This is a genomic window from Citrobacter sp. C348 (assembly GCF_047467975.1).
GTDB classification, from domain to species: domain Bacteria; phylum Pseudomonadota; class Gammaproteobacteria; order Enterobacterales; family Enterobacteriaceae; genus Citrobacter; species Citrobacter gillenii.
The window spans coordinates 75,179-88,985 of the sequence record NZ_JASJUJ010000003.1 but is presented as its reverse complement, the minus strand read 5'-3'; the positions used below and the strand labels follow the sequence as shown (position 1 = coordinate 88,985).

Genomic DNA, 13,807 nt, shown 5'->3' with positions numbered 1-13,807 from the left:
TTAGCGGCTTAACTGTTCGATCAGGGCCGGCACAACTTTGTAGATATCGCCCACCAGGCCGTAATCGGCATAATTAAAGATCGGCGCTTTTTTATCTTTGTTGATGGCGACGATGACTTTTGCACCATTACCGCCGACCATATGCTGGATTTGTCCGGAGATGCCCAGCGTCAGGTACAGGTCAGATTTCAGCAACACGCCGGAAACGCCAATGTAGCGTTCGCGCTCCATCCAGTTTTCGCCTTCAGCAATCGGGCGGGAACAACCGACCTCTGCGCCCAACACGGCCGCCAGTTTATGTACCATCTCCAGATCGGCTTGTGCCACCAGACCGCGGCCGACGCCCACCACGCGTTTGGCTTTGCTGAGATCCACGCTGCTCAGGGGTTTGGCGCGACGCTCCTGACACATAATTTCATGGCGAGGGGGGATGTACGGCGCAGCGGTAACAGGGCAGGTGTGTGCCGGGTTGGCCTCGCTCGACTCCAGTACGCCGGATGCAAGCGTGATAATGGCCAGCGCGCTATTGAGCTTTTCTTTGCCGAATGCCAGACCGCCATACATTCGGTGTTCAACGAACAGTGCGCCAGCATCAAGACTTACCGAGGTGGCGTCATTCACCATCGCCGCATTGAGTTGAATGCTCAGACGCGCGCCAAGGGATTTCGCGCGCTTGGTGGCGGGCATCAGCAGTAAACCGTTGTGATCTTGCAGCAGCGAAGTGAAGGTTTCAGCATAGTTTTCAATGCGCTGTAAGCCGGAAGATTGCTCAAGCACGATAATGCTATCGGCCCCCAGCGGCAGAACCTGACTGGCCTGCTCGCTACCTTGCACAATGATATGGACCTGTTCACCCCATTGACGCGCGCCGGTCATTAATTCTGCGTAGCGTTCAGCGTTATCGCTAAATACCCAGACGTTGGCTAATTTACTCATAATGTTTTCTCTCCGTTGGGCTTAATTCAGGGCTTTTTTCAGGTGGTCGGCCAGTTCAGCAATGGCGTCCGCTGAATCATTTTCCAGAATGATGCGTTTACGCTCGGTTTGTGGCGGAACCGTTATTGCCACCAGTTCCGCTAACGGCGGCACAGGCGTCCAGCCAATATCGCTGGCCTGCCAGGGGGTGACGGCTTTTTTCCCGGCGCCAAGAATGGCTTTCATTGACGGAATGCGCGGCGTGTTGATATCTGACGTGACGCAAAGCACGGCGGGGAGCGGGAGTTCAAGCACTTCGATCTCGTTCTCAAGCGTGCGCTCGACCAGAATCCGCTCACCGTGACGTTCAATCTTGCTCACCGCGTTGACGACGGGCAACTGCAGGAGTTCGCCTACCAGCAAGCCCACCTGCTGTGCATAGATATCGCCCGACCCTTCGCCGAATAACATCAGGTCACATTCGATTTTTGTTGCGGCGCAGGCCAGCGCCTGGGCGGTATCTCTGGGCAATGCATGTTCCAGTTGCGCATCCTGGACCATAAACAGGCTGTCCGGCCCGCGGGACAAGACGTCTTTACGCACTTTGGAGTTTTGTAACAGCGAGCCGCCAACCGTTAAGGCGACGATCTCGTCACCTTCTACAGCCAGTTGCGCTGCGGCTTCGATGGCGTTTAAGTCAAATTGGCTGATTTTGGCTTCGGCTCTGTCGAAATTAAGCGAACGCTCAGGGGTAACGACAATGTCCTGTTCTTCAGGGACCAACTTAAAGCAGGTGACTATTTTCATGGCATCTCCGGTGAATCATGTTCAGATGATGACGGGGAGCGTCATTATCGGCAGTAGGGAAAGTTGACTGAAATTAGTGTGCGGCAGGTGAGGGGCATTTTCGACGGGACAATCTGTTTTCGTTTCCAACAATCTTGCAAAAAAAAGTGTCGACCGGACGCTTTACTGATAAGCGCTGATTAAACGTCATGGGGGGCGGCAATAAACAGAAAAAACGCGCAGGATGTGAAAATTGCGAAATGCATCATGTTTTTAATCAACATATGATTATTTATGTTTCTGTTATGTGAATAATTGACGGCTAAATAATAACATTTATGCTTTTTATTAATTTTAAAACGTTAATAAGCTGTGCGGATAATGCCTGTTGACTATGCGTACCATCTTGCAGGAGGCCCCAATAATTTTGTTTCTTCAGGGTGAAATAACGTTGTATAACATGCTCAGTCCCTTTATTTCATCGCTAATATTCATCCAAAATTATCCGGTCTTAAGGTGGAGGTTGTCATGTATCAACGATGTTTTGATAATGCCATGGAAACCCTTTTTGAGCAGGGGAAAACCCCTGTGTTTTCACGCTTCGTCATCAGCGACGATCCGAACTGGGAGTCAGGCCACCATGTCCATGACAATGAAACCGAGCTCATTTATGTCAAAAAAGGTGTCGCCAGGTTCATTATCGACTCGTCACTGTATGTTGCCCACGCTGGCGATATTGTGGTGATAGAGCAAGGCAGGTTGCATGCGGTCGCGTCTGACAGCAGCACACCGGCTACCACCTACACTTGCGCACTGGCAGGATTCCGCTTTAACGGCTGGCAGGATAACCAACTGCTGCAGGCGCATTCGTGCCCGGTTATCAGCGTCGGACAGGGAAAGGAGGTGATTAAAAGTATTTTTAATGAACTGAGTATTATGCTGCCACGAAGCAAAAATAACCCGACCTCGACGGCTTACGCAGCTTTCGCCTATGCGTTAACCGTGCTGTATTATGAAAATTTCAAAAATGCGTACCGTTCTGAGCAGGGATATATTAAAAAAGATATCTTAATTAAAGATGTGCTGGTGTATTTAAATAACAACTTTCGGGAAAAAATTACACTTGAACAGTTGTCAAAAAAATTTCGCGCCAGCGTCAGTTACATTTGTCATGAATTTACTAAAGAGTATCGGATCTCACCGATTAATTATGTTATTCAGCGGCGAATGACGGAGGCTAAATTTTCTCTGACCAATACCGAATCATCACTGGCAGAAATTTCGTGGCGAGTGGGATATGAAAATGTCGATCACTTTGCCAAACTCTTTCAGCGCCACGTAGGCTGCTCGCCCAGCGAGTATCGCAAGCAATTTAAAAACAATCTGCTTGAGCAGGAATGCCTGATGCCGGAGATCTAATTAGCGGTTTTCTGCGTGCCCGGTAAGTTTGACGCCTACCGGGCCATTAACGCTTACTTGTTCTGGTAATCTTTCAGGATCTGACGGCCCGCAACGTAAATCATGATTTCATCCGTGCCGCCGCCAATGCGCTCACAGCGTACGTCGCGCCAGAAGCGGGACACGCGAGCCTCATCGGTATACCCCAGTCCTCCCATAATTTGAATCGCGTCGTCAATCACTTCCATCGCCGTACGCGCGCAGTACAGTTTTGCCAGCGCAGCGCTGGTCCTCAGTGATTGCTTCTGATCGGCCTGCCAGGCGACCTTCAACACCATATTGCGCATGTTTTCGATTTTAACCGCCATTAACGCCAGTTTTTCCTGGATCATCTGGTTATGGCCAATGGGCTTGCCAAAGGCAATACGTTGATTGGCATAACGCGCGGCATCTTCGAAGGCACACTCGGCAAAGCCGGTACTGCGTGCGGCGTTGATCAGCCGCTCCATTTCGAAGTTGTACATTACGTTGAGGAAGCCCATGCCTTCTTCACCGACCCTGTCGCTTTCGTCAACTTCAACGTCGTCGAGGTAGACTTCGCAGGTGCTTAACATGTGCCAGCCGATCTTGTGCAACGGGTTCACCTTAATACCCGGTTTACTGGAATCGACCCACCACAGCGTAAAGGCTTTCTTCGGATCTTTTGGCTCCGGGTCGCGGGCCAGTACCAGCATGTACGGGTACTCTTTAGCACCGGTAATGAACGTTTTTTGCCCGTTGAGATACACTTTGCCGTTTTTTCGCGTGTAGCTGGTGGTGGCACTGTTGTTGTCAGATCCGGCACCCGGTTCGGTTAACGCCAGAGCATATGCGGGATCACCGGTTTCCATGGTGCTTTCCGCCGTTTTGCGTAACTGCTCGGCGGAACCAAAACGGAGCATGCTGTGAATACACTGCCCGTTAGTGATTAAAAATGCCGGAGCGCCGCATTTTGACACTTCCATCAGCGCCAGCATCTGGGTGACATAATCTGCCGGTATGCCGCCGAACTCTTCCGGCACGCCCAGCATCGAAATACCGTTATCCGCAAGGGCGCGCATAAACTCTTTTGGGTAGGTGGCGGTCTGATCGCAAGTGCGGAAATATTCTTCCGGAAAATGGCTGGTGATCAGTTCGCGAATGCTGGCAAGCAGCAGCTCTTGTTCTTCAGTTAACGAAAAGTCCATTAGGGTACTCCTTTTAATTGGCTGCGTCGGGCAAGACAAAACCCATGGGGGTATTGATAAATAATCTTTCGTCCATCAGTTTTAACTCAGGAGAAATAACCGGGGCGAAATCCATTTTGTCCAGAATATCGTTTTGCAAAGAAACGCCGGCGGCAATTTCTACCAAATGGAGACCATCCTCTTTTAAGGTAAAGACGGCACGTTCGGTGATGTAACGCACCTCTAATCCGCGTTCGAGAGCAATTTTTCCACTGAAGGTTATTTCAGGTAATTCACTGACGAATTTTTTCACCCGACCTTCCTGGACAATATTCAGCTTGCCGTCGGCGACGTCTGTTTTCAGACTTCCGGCAGTGAGTGTGCCGCAGAAAATAATTTTCTTGGAAGTGGCGCTAATATCGATAAATCCACCGGTGCCCATAATCTTGCCATTGAATTTATGTACGCCGACGTTGCCGTGGCTGTCCACTTCAGCAAAACTCAAATAGCACACATCCAGACCGCCGCCGTGGTAGAAATCGAACTGGGTGGTCATATCCATAATGGCACGGGTGTTAACGTTGGCACCGAAGGCAATGCCTTGCGAGGTTATCCCTCCCACTGGGCCGGTTTCGACCGTCAGAATAAAGTCGTCGGCGCAGCCTTCTTCACGAGCAACCAGACCAATACCGTCAGCGATACCGACCCCAACGTTACCCACCGCGCCTTTGCGCATTTCGAACAGGGCGCGCCTGGCCACCAGTTTACGCTGGTTGAGCGGCAGGGCGATTTGCTGGCTGTCATCAAGGACAAAGTCGCCGGAAATAAAACGGTTAACCGGCGCCCCGCCGTACAGTTGGGTCTGATCAGGGTCAACCACCACGATGTCCACCAGATAGCCCGGGATCCGCACCGCTTTGGGGTGTAAGGTGGCTTTCTTGACCATTTTTTGTACCTGCATCATGACGATGCCGCCGTGGTTATGCACGGCCTGGGCAATCACCAGCGCATCGAGGTACATCACCTCATCCTCAAACGTGGCGTAGCCTTCGCTGTCACAGGTGGTAGCGCGAATGAAGGCGATGGTGGGCGCGATGGCCTTGTAGTAGAGGTACTCCTTGTTGTCTATCTCCACCAGTTTGATCAGATCGTCGGTGGTTACGTCATTGAGCTTGCCGCCCTGCTGGCGGGGGTCAACAAACGTGCCGATCCCAATATCACTCAGAATACCCGGCTGGTGGGCTGCGGCTGCACGCAACGTTTGCGTCAATACGCCCTGAGGATAGTTATAGGCGGCGATTTTATTTTGTTCAGCTAAATCGGAAATGCGCGGTGATTGCCCCCAATGTCCGCATAGCGCCCATTTGACCAATCCTTCTTGTGCCAACGGGCTAATACCCCGGTCGGCGCGATCGCCCAGGCCCGTCGGACTAATTAGCGATAAATTACGCGGAGTTTGACAGGTTTTATATTTTTCGGCCAGTGCGCTAATTAATGTGGTGGCCTCCAGAATACCGCCGCCGGCGCCTAATACGCAGAGCGTGGCTTCATCAGGAATATAATCAACTGCATCCGCTGCCGATAATACCGGCACCCGACCGTTAATACGTTCAGGTCTGTTAAGTTTCATATAAACTCCAGGTTACAGGCGTGAGGCTGCCTATCGTTTTATTCGATAAAAGAAATTTATTTATTTTAAAAATAACTAACCGTCTGCCCGATATTCAAAATAATATGAATAACAGGGCAGGGGGGTTATTTAAAACAGTACAGAAATATTCTGTTATTAAGCCTGATGTAAAATGGTCAGTACGCTGCGCAAATCGGAAACCGAGATCTGCCCGGGCGCTGAGGCTTTTTTCACCGCACCAAAGGTCGCCGCAGAACCAAAAACTTCACCCGCCAGTCGCGAAATTACGCCGGTTTTGGCCATCGACATAGTAATGATTGGGCGGTCGGCGTAGTGCTCCTGCATCTCAAGCGTAGCGCTAAGCAGCGTCAGGACATCCGTCTTGTTTTGTGGCATCAGCGCAATTTTCGGGATATCTGCGCCCAGTTCCTGCATTTTACGCAGCCGCTGGATAATCTCTTCTGCTGCCGGTGTTTTGTGGAAATCATGATTCGACATAATCACCAAGACCTGCTTCGCGTGCGCATGCTCGACGGCGGCTTTGACCTGTTCATCGCCGGTGAACAGCTCCAGATCGATCATATCCACCAGTCCGCTATCCACCGCCGCACGGTTAAGCGCAATATAGTCTGCAACAGACAGCGCCTGTTCACCGCCTTCTTTGGCGCTGCGGAAGGTGAAAAGTAGCGGCTTATCGCTCATCACGTCGCGGATCGTGCGGGCCGCTTCCAGCACCGCGTCAATGGAAGAGACATCGGCAAAATGGTCAACACGCCATTCCAGGATGTCGAAGTCCGCGTCGCGGTAGGCCAGCGCTTCGGTTTTTACCGTGGCGATGTCTTTACCCATTAACGAAACAATGATCTTCGGCGCACCCTCGCCAATCACGAGGTTTCTTACGGTTACGGTTTTCATTGATTACCCTTTAAAAATTCACAGATTGTTGCCCGTCAGGCGGCAAACCCCATAACCTGCTTAACGTATTCCAGCGGGAAATCTTTCCCGGTCCACAATTTGAACTGCTCAGCACCTTGCCATAACAACATGCCGTAACCATCAATGGTTTTGCAACCGGCACGCTGCGCCTGCTGCAGTAACTTGGTCATATGCGGATTGTAGACGCATTCGGTTACCAGCAGATCCGGGCGTAACAGCGATTCATCGCTAACAATGGATTCGTTTTCCAGTGGTTTCATGCCGACTTTTGTGCCGTTGGTCAAAATGTCTGCGCTGGCCAGAGCCTCGGCGAAGGCCTGTTGGTCTGCCAGATCGATAACGGTCACCACACAGTCGGTGTTTTCATTCACGCGTTTGGCGAACTCAAGCGCTTTGCTAAAGAAATCATCCTGACGGTTAAACAGTTTAATCTCTTTAATGCCCTCAATGGCGGCCTGTGCGCCGATAGCGGTCGATGCACCGCCCGCGCCCAACAGTACCATGGTTTTGCCTTTTATATCGAAGCCGCTTTCCTTAATGGCGCGAATATGGCCGGTGCCGTCGGTGTTGTAGCCACGAAGATAGCCATTGTCATTGACGATGGTATTGATGGCACCGACCAGTTTAGCGGCGGGGGTTAATTCATCGACATATTCGCACGCCAGTTGTTTATTGGGCATCGAGACGCCGGTACCGCGCATCTTTAACGCTTTCAACCCTTCAATGGCACCCGCAAAGGTTGTGTTATCGACTTCAAATGCCATATAGGTAAACGGCAGTCCGGCTTTTTCCAGCGCCTTATTTTGCATTTCTGGCGACAGGCTGTGTCTGATGGGGTAGGCCATCAGGCCAATCAGTTCATATTTTGCAGTAACATCCATTTTTAACTCCTTGTGAACTCTTTATTGAAAATAACGTTCGCCCAACCGCACATCGTTTTTGGGTATATCAAATACGCGGTAGTAACGGATAAAGACGATAATGGCCGTGATAAATGCCAGCAGGGCAAAGACCAGATCGAGCAAAATAATGTATTGCAGGCCGATGTTAGACAGGTATCCGGTGATCAGCGGGATAATGAAGTTGGCAACGCCGCCCATCATCATATAAACGCTGGTGACTTTGGCTTTGCTCTTCGGGAAGAACTCCGACATCACCGAGACGCCCAGTTGTAAAATACCGCCAGCGGCAGAGAACCCGATGAGAAATGAGCCTGCGTTACAGACCAGCGGCGAGGGGTACAAATAGATCACCGCTGCTGTAATCGTTGCCAGCCCGGCGTTAAAGACGTTGGCCCAGATCGGACGGACTAATTTCTTCAGCAGTACAGCAAAAATAAACACGCAGACCAGGGAACCCATGCTGTAGTAAGAGATGGTTTTCAGCGCGTCGGCTTCGGCCATCCCGGCAAAGGCCATGGCGTATTTCGGCATCCACACCACGATGACGTAAAAGGTTGAAAATGCGGCCACGCCGAACATCACTGATGCCACACCTTCCAGCCACACCAGCGGCTTACTGTTCATCTGCGGCAGATCTTTCGCCACACCTGCGTCCACCACTTGGCTGGGGAAGCGACTCTTGAGCAGCATTAAGGTAATCACCACGAACAGGATGCCCGGGACAATGACGGCATAGCCGTACCAGATATGATTCAATAACATGGTGCTGACAACGAGCGGGTAGAGCATCTGCCCAAAAGACACCATCGCCTTCACCAGAATAACCGCCGAACCGGACGCTTTGGGGAAGCACTCCATTAACGCCGGATAGCCACCGGTATCCAGCGCGGAGTTGGCGACGCCCACACAAATCGCCAGAATAAAAGCAATCATCAGATTTGGGCTGGCGGGAATACCGAAGAAGAACAGCATATAAAGAATGACGCCTAACAGGATAATGGCCCGACGACCAAATTTATCGGAGAGTACGCCGAAGAATAAAATACTGACCAGACGGCCCAATCCGATACCGGAAATTAAATAGGCAATCCCCGCATTGTCGGTGGAAAATTTCTCTGCCAGGGAAGTCATGTTTTGTGCCAGCGTAATGACACTAATGCCATGCAGGAAATAGCTGAGATAAATACAGGTTATCGCCAGAAGAAATGGCGTATTAAAAGCCTTGCTCTGAGACATTTCGCATAACTCCTTGCAGATTTTAATAGGGTTCGTTTTCATCGTGATAATATTGATTGCGATGATGATGTCATTACTATACCGAGTGACGGATGCTGTACCTACATAGCATGACGCTTAAGTGACCAGGTATATTGCATAGCAAAGTGTGAAATTAATTCTTCCTGTTGCCGTTTTGCTGTTGTTTTAAATAGTCCGCAAATTATTTTGCAGACGGGGGGAACAATATTGCATCCGTGCTATTCGGCGAGTGGCGCCATTTTTAATGGATACTTTGTCGCCATGCGGCTGCGATAACCAATGAACAGTGCCAGCAAGAAGCCGATGGCAGCCATGCCGGTATCAAACCACATGATATGGGCAATGCTGGATTGTGAGAGTTTTGCCGTAATCAAGGGAATGGTGAAAGTGGCAATACTGCCCGCACTGTAATAGATCCCGGTGGCTTTCCCCTTGGCATGCGGGAAACGCGCCGCCATCAGCGTTAGCCCGATTTGTACCACGCCGCCAGCAGATGAAAAACCGATGACAAAAGCAAACGCGATCACCACCGTTGGCGTAGGGTGCAGGCAGACCGCCAGCAGAGCAATAAACGAGATGAAGGTGTAAAGCATTAACAGCGTCGGTGCGCGTTCGGCCTTCCTCGCCAGCGGGGCGGTGATCAGCACGCACAGTAGCGAACCGCACGTGTAAACGCTCAACAGCTTGATGGATAACGTATAGGACATGCCAGCGACAAACTGACCGTACTGAGCCAGCCACTGGCTCACCAGGTAAAAGGTGGCCATTGAGATGTAGCCGTACAGGGTGTAGCTGCCAAGATCGATCAGGGAACAACGATGCGTAGCCATCGTTGTTTCGGGTGCTTCCTTGACGGTGGGTTGGCGTCCCGGATGCGCAGGAAATCGGCAGCGAAATAAAAATATGCCGTTGGAAATCATGATGCCTGCCGCCAGCAGGAAGGACCAGCCAAACCAACATTCACCCCACACCAACAGACTGATGAACATCGGCAACAGGAACTGGCCGCTGGAGACAAAGGCTTTAATCAGAATATTCGCGGTGCTGGGTGTGCGGGGAAATGCCTCCATCAGGCTGGGGTATGTTCCCGCATCGAGAAAACTGTTCGCCATCCCGGCTAAAAAACCAAACGCGTAGGCAATGTAAATATTGTGCGTATTGATAATACCCACGAAGAAACAGAGATAGCAGGTTATGCCGAGCAGGATAAACGGCCTGCGCCCATAGCGATCGGAGAGTAAACCCGCCAGTAATAAGACGCTTAATCGACCAATGCCGAGAGAAGAAATAACAATCGACACGCCTGCCGCATTGGTTTGCCACTGTTGTTCCAGTGAGGACATATTGAGGCTCATCAAAATGACCCCCATACCATGTACCAGATAATTAAGGTACAGCCCTATCGCAGTGGAGAAATAGGTATTTTTCATAATGTGTTACTCAGCGAAGAGGCTAAAGGGTGTGGCGTCGCGGTTTCCTAGCACAAACGCTCGAGGTCATGGGCAAAAAGTTCAACTGCCGTCGATTGATAAATTTTCCAGTCGAGGAAATTATCGTCGTGATACACCGCTTGAAAAGACATCAGGTCGGGGAAAAAACGCATCGTATTATTACCAATACGATTGTTGATTTTTTCGATGATGGCATTAATTCGCAATTTGCGCTTTGCTTTCATTTCTGCACAGCGCTGCACAATGCTCTCTGGTATATCACGATCACCATTTTCCCATTGTTGCCAGGTGGTAACATTGCCATCACCCGCAATATAACTCGCACTTTCTTCAATCGATAGCGCAAAAAGGTGGCGGAATGCCTGCAATTCGAATGCGTTCATCATGTCATCACTTAATAAAAACGGTGGAGTAGTAATAACATTACTGTGGATATTTCAACTTGAAGAGAGTCACACTATCTTGTGCAATATTATTTGTTATTGATCTGTAAATACGACGGGGATTGGCCTTTCAGGTCGCGAGTAAATCACCCCTTGCGGCCGATCACATTAACTAAATAACGTAATTCCACTGGCTATTTCCGCAATTGTTCACGTTGTCGCGCCTCTTGATACTTGTCAGAGCAATGGTTGATGGAGAGAGGGGAGTTACAATGATGAGTATTTACAAGGATGCAAAACGGCCGGTGCACGAACGCGTGGCTGATTTGCTGGCGCGCATGACACCTGAAGAGAAGTTCGCGCAAATGCATGCTTACTGGTTGGTGCTATCTGAAAAGGGCGACCACCGGGAACGCAGCGACATGAGTGACGAGTTTGCCGGTATGAGCGGTCAGGCGGCACTCACCGAGCGACTGAGAATGGGTGTTGGACAGATTACGCGCCCGCTGGGCACCCATATCGTTGAGGCAAAAACGGGCGTGCGGGCGGCGAATCGTTTACAAAAGATGTTAATGGAAGAGACGCGGCTGGGCATTCCCGCGCTGTTTCATGAGGAGTGCCTGGTGGGGTTGTTATGTAAAGATGCCACCCTGTTTCCCTCGTCGCTGAACTACGGTTCAACCTGGGATCCTGAACTGGTCAAGCGTGCCGCCAGGCAGATTGGCCTGGAGGCGCGTTCAACCGGATGCCGCCAGGGGCTGGCACCGGTGCTGGATGTCTCACGCGATGTCCGCTGGGGTAGGACGGAAGAAACCTTTGGTGAAGATCCATGGCTAGTGGGGGTGATGGCCTGTGCCTATGTGCAGGGGTTGCAGGGCGAAAAACGCGATGTGCTGGCGACGCTGAAACACTATGTCGGGCATTCGTTTAGCGAAGGGGCGCGCAATCATGCGCCGGTGCATCTGGGGTTCTGCGAGCTTAACGATACCTTCCTGCTGCCGTTCGAGATGGCGGTAAAACGAGCTAATGCTGGATCGGTAATGCCTGCCTATCATGATATTGATAACCAACCAGGGCACAGCGACAGCTACCTGCTAACCACGATTTTGCGTGAACAATGGGGGTTCGACGGGATCATTGTGGCCGATTACGGCGGCGTCAGTTTACTGCATCAACATCACGGCGTGTCGCATGATGCCGCGCAATCTGCAGCGCTGGCCTTTAATGCCGGACTTGACGTTGAGTTGCCGAAAGACGACTGCGCGCGCCATTTAGCCATGGCGGTAGAACGTCGACTAATAACCATGACCAAAGTCGATGAGATTGTCTCCCGCGTCCTGACGGAGAAATTTCGTCTTGGCCTGTTCGAGCAGCCGTACACCGATGAGTCTGCGATTGACCTGCAGTCCGAAGAAACACGCAAAGTCGCACGTGATGTTGCCACGCGCTCGATAACGCTACTGGAAAATAACGGTATTTTGCCGCTGCAGGGCAGACCGCGCGTTGCGGTGATCGGCCCCACGGCGGACGATCCGCTGGCGCTGCTCAGTGGTTACAGCTTCCCGGTGCATCTGATCATCAGCGATATGGCTGACAACGCCGTGCAGGTGACGACCCCGCTGTCCGCGCTGCGCCACTATTTGGGCGATGACCATATCGACTATGCGAAGGGCTGTCATATCATAGAGAATCGGTTGGCGGGCGCACCGGTGTTTCCCGGTGACAGCAGTGGCAAACCGATGCAGTCCTCCCCGGTCTCCACTGACCAACGTTTGATTCCTGAAGCGGTTGCCGTCGCCCGTCGCAACGATGTGGTGGTGGTCTGTGTCGGCGATCTGGCCGGACTTTTCCAGAGCGGCACGGTGGGAGAAGGCTCGGATACAGACGGCCTCACTCTGCCGGGTGTACAGCAACAACTACTGGAGGCTCTGGTGGCGACGGGTAAACCGGTTGTTGTGGTGATGACAGGCGGCAGGCCATACAACCTGCAGGGGCTGGAGGACCATGTCGCCGGGCTGTTAATGGCCTGGGCGCCGGGTCAGGAAGGAGGCTGGGCTATTGCCGATGTGCTGACCGGACGGGCTGAGCCGCTGGGCAGGCTGGTGGTTAGCGTGCCGAAAAGCGCAGGTGCTATGCCCTATTACTACAATCACAAACTAAAAAGCGGTGGTACGCCGTTTGCGTTCCATTTTGGCTCCCGCTATCCCTTCGGCTACGGTAAAGGCTGGACCGAGTTTGCCTGCGAGGGTATTACGCTGCTGGGTCCGGACGTTCCGGTGGAGGGCGAGGTTGCGCTTCAGGTTGTGGTGCGTAACCGTGGCGAGCGTAGGGGAAGTGAGGTGGTGCAACTGTATGTACACGACAAAGTGGCTTCGATGGTTCGTCCCGTTAAAGAGCTGAAAGCGTTTCAGCGCGTAACTCTGGACCCCGGTGCACGCGCAACGCTGACCTTTTATGTGCCGGTGGATATGCTCAACTTCACCCGCAGGGATGGCAAACGGGTGGTGGAACCCGGCGAGTTCGACCTGATGGTCGGGAATTCATCTGCGAACATCTGGGCGAGCACGACGGTCAATGTGGTTGGTACGCTACAGATTATGCCGAAGAACTGGCAGATGATGAGCCGTTGCGTGGTGAGCTGCGAGTAAATGTTAAAAAAAAGCCCATCGTGGGAGATGGGCAAAGACTACACACAGCAATTCGTTGTTTCACTCAGGGGATTTCCATGCTTATAAATCAATGTGTTGATCTAAAGCCTTGAGACAATAGTAGGCATGTCGATTTTTCACGTCGATCAGATTCATCTCAATAGTTTAAAAACTGTAAAGAAATTGCGACACAAATGAGGGTTTTAAGGCAGGAGGCGTGGGATTGGGGCAATGAGTGCTGAAGCATCAATAAGCAGCGTTAAACAATCAGGCGGCGATGCCGCCTGATGTCAGGG

Annotated in this window: 11 protein-coding genes and 1 other RNA gene; 2 read left to right on the top strand and 10 right to left on the bottom strand. The window is 51.5% G+C overall.

Annotated elements, in window-relative coordinates:
• Both QNN86_RS06995 and QNN86_RS06990 read right to left on the bottom strand, forming a co-directional pair.
• Positions 1–936, bottom strand: a complete 936-nt coding sequence (locus tag QNN86_RS06995) for an electron transfer flavoprotein subunit alpha (protein WP_414210832.1) — start codon at positions 934–936, stop codon at positions 1–3.
• 21 nt (positions 937–957) lie between these two features.
• The gene (locus QNN86_RS06990) at positions 958–1,722 is read right to left on the bottom strand and encodes an electron transfer flavoprotein (RefSeq protein ID WP_181619297.1); all 765 of its coding nucleotides are present in this window, start codon (positions 1,720–1,722) and stop codon (positions 958–960) included.
• A 507-nt stretch (positions 1,723–2,229) separates the two neighbouring features.
• Here QNN86_RS06990 and QNN86_RS06985 point away from each other — a divergent pair.
• Positions 2,230–3,120, top strand: coding sequence for an AraC family transcriptional regulator (locus QNN86_RS06985; RefSeq protein ID WP_146716763.1), 891 nt, complete (start codon positions 2,230–2,232; stop codon positions 3,118–3,120).
• A 53-nt stretch (positions 3,121–3,173) separates the two neighbouring features.
• On the opposite strand, the gene QNN86_RS06980 is transcribed toward QNN86_RS06985, so the two are convergent.
• From QNN86_RS06980 to QNN86_RS06950, 7 genes are all read right to left on the bottom strand, one after another.
• The gene (locus QNN86_RS06980) at positions 3,174–4,325 is read right to left on the bottom strand and encodes an acyl-CoA dehydrogenase (RefSeq protein ID WP_115258643.1); all 1,152 of its coding nucleotides are present in this window, start codon (positions 4,323–4,325) and stop codon (positions 3,174–3,176) included.
• Positions 4,326–4,338: 13 nt separating this feature from the next.
• A complete protein-coding gene (locus QNN86_RS06975; RefSeq protein WP_279276920.1) occupies positions 4,339–5,934 on the bottom strand; it encodes an acyl CoA:acetate/3-ketoacid CoA transferase in 1,596 nt (531 codons plus the stop codon).
• Positions 5,935–6,090: 156 nt separating this feature from the next.
• Positions 6,091–6,849, bottom strand: coding sequence for a type I 3-dehydroquinate dehydratase (gene aroD / locus QNN86_RS06970; protein ID WP_414210830.1), 759 nt, complete (start codon positions 6,847–6,849; stop codon positions 6,091–6,093).
• 35 nt (positions 6,850–6,884) lie between these two features.
• Positions 6,885–7,751, bottom strand: coding sequence for a quinate/shikimate dehydrogenase (gene ydiB / locus QNN86_RS06965; RefSeq protein ID WP_115258641.1), 867 nt, complete (start codon positions 7,749–7,751; stop codon positions 6,885–6,887).
• 21 nt (positions 7,752–7,772) lie between these two features.
• Positions 7,773–9,008 carry an MFS transporter gene (locus tag QNN86_RS06960; protein ID WP_414210829.1) on the bottom strand — a complete coding sequence of 412 codons (1,236 nt, stop codon included), beginning with the start codon at positions 9,006–9,008 and terminating at the stop codon, positions 7,773–7,775.
• A gap of 239 nt (positions 9,009–9,247) precedes the next feature.
• Positions 9,248–10,459 carry an MFS transporter gene (locus tag QNN86_RS06955; protein WP_414210828.1) on the bottom strand — a complete coding sequence of 404 codons (1,212 nt, stop codon included), beginning with the start codon at positions 10,457–10,459 and terminating at the stop codon, positions 9,248–9,250.
• A 47-nt stretch (positions 10,460–10,506) separates the two neighbouring features.
• Positions 10,507–10,863: a YdiL family protein gene (locus QNN86_RS06950; RefSeq protein WP_146717030.1), complete on the bottom strand. Its 357-nt coding sequence runs from the start codon at positions 10,861–10,863 to the stop codon at positions 10,507–10,509.
• A 272-nt stretch (positions 10,864–11,135) separates the two neighbouring features.
• Between QNN86_RS06950 and QNN86_RS06945 the strand changes: the two genes are divergently transcribed.
• On the top strand, positions 11,136–13,511 hold the full coding sequence (locus QNN86_RS06945; RefSeq protein ID WP_414210827.1) for a glycoside hydrolase family 3 N-terminal domain-containing protein: 2,376 nt from the start codon (positions 11,136–11,138) through the stop codon (positions 13,509–13,511).
• A gap of 3 nt (positions 13,512–13,514) precedes the next feature.
• Here QNN86_RS06945 and rprA read toward each other — a convergent pair.
• An RNA gene (gene rprA / locus QNN86_RS06940) (antisense sRNA RprA) lies at positions 13,515–13,622 on the bottom strand.
• Positions 13,623–13,807: the final 185 nt, after the last annotated feature.

Excerpts from the sequence above, each read along its gene's own strand:
- ydiB (WP_115258641.1), bottom strand. The coding sequence starts at position 7,751 with ATGGATGTTACTGCAAAATATGAACTGATTGGCCTGATGGCCTACCCC.
- QNN86_RS06955 (WP_414210828.1), bottom strand. The coding sequence starts at position 10,459 with ATGAAAAATACCTATTTCTCCACTGCGATAGGGCTGTACCTTAATTAT.
- QNN86_RS06975 (WP_279276920.1), bottom strand. The coding sequence starts at position 5,934 with ATGAAACTTAACAGACCTGAACGTATTAACGGTCGGGTGCCGGTATTA.
- QNN86_RS06960 (WP_414210829.1), bottom strand. The coding sequence starts at position 9,008 with ATGTCTCAGAGCAAGGCTTTTAATACGCCATTTCTTCTGGCGATAACC.
- aroD (WP_414210830.1), bottom strand. The coding sequence starts at position 6,849 with ATGAAAACCGTAACCGTAAGAAACCTCGTGATTGGCGAGGGTGCGCCG.
- QNN86_RS06950 (WP_146717030.1), bottom strand. The coding sequence starts at position 10,863 with ATGAACGCATTCGAATTGCAGGCATTCCGCCACCTTTTTGCGCTATCG.
- QNN86_RS06995 (WP_414210832.1), bottom strand. The coding sequence starts at position 936 with ATGAGTAAATTAGCCAACGTCTGGGTATTTAGCGATAACGCTGAACGC.
- QNN86_RS06985 (WP_146716763.1), top strand. The coding sequence starts at position 2,230 with ATGTATCAACGATGTTTTGATAATGCCATGGAAACCCTTTTTGAGCAG.
- QNN86_RS06945 (WP_414210827.1), top strand. The coding sequence starts at position 11,136 with ATGATGAGTATTTACAAGGATGCAAAACGGCCGGTGCACGAACGCGTG.
- QNN86_RS06990 (WP_181619297.1), bottom strand. The coding sequence starts at position 1,722 with ATGAAAATAGTCACCTGCTTTAAGTTGGTCCCTGAAGAACAGGACATT.
- QNN86_RS06980 (WP_115258643.1), bottom strand. The coding sequence starts at position 4,325 with ATGGACTTTTCGTTAACTGAAGAACAAGAGCTGCTGCTTGCCAGCATT.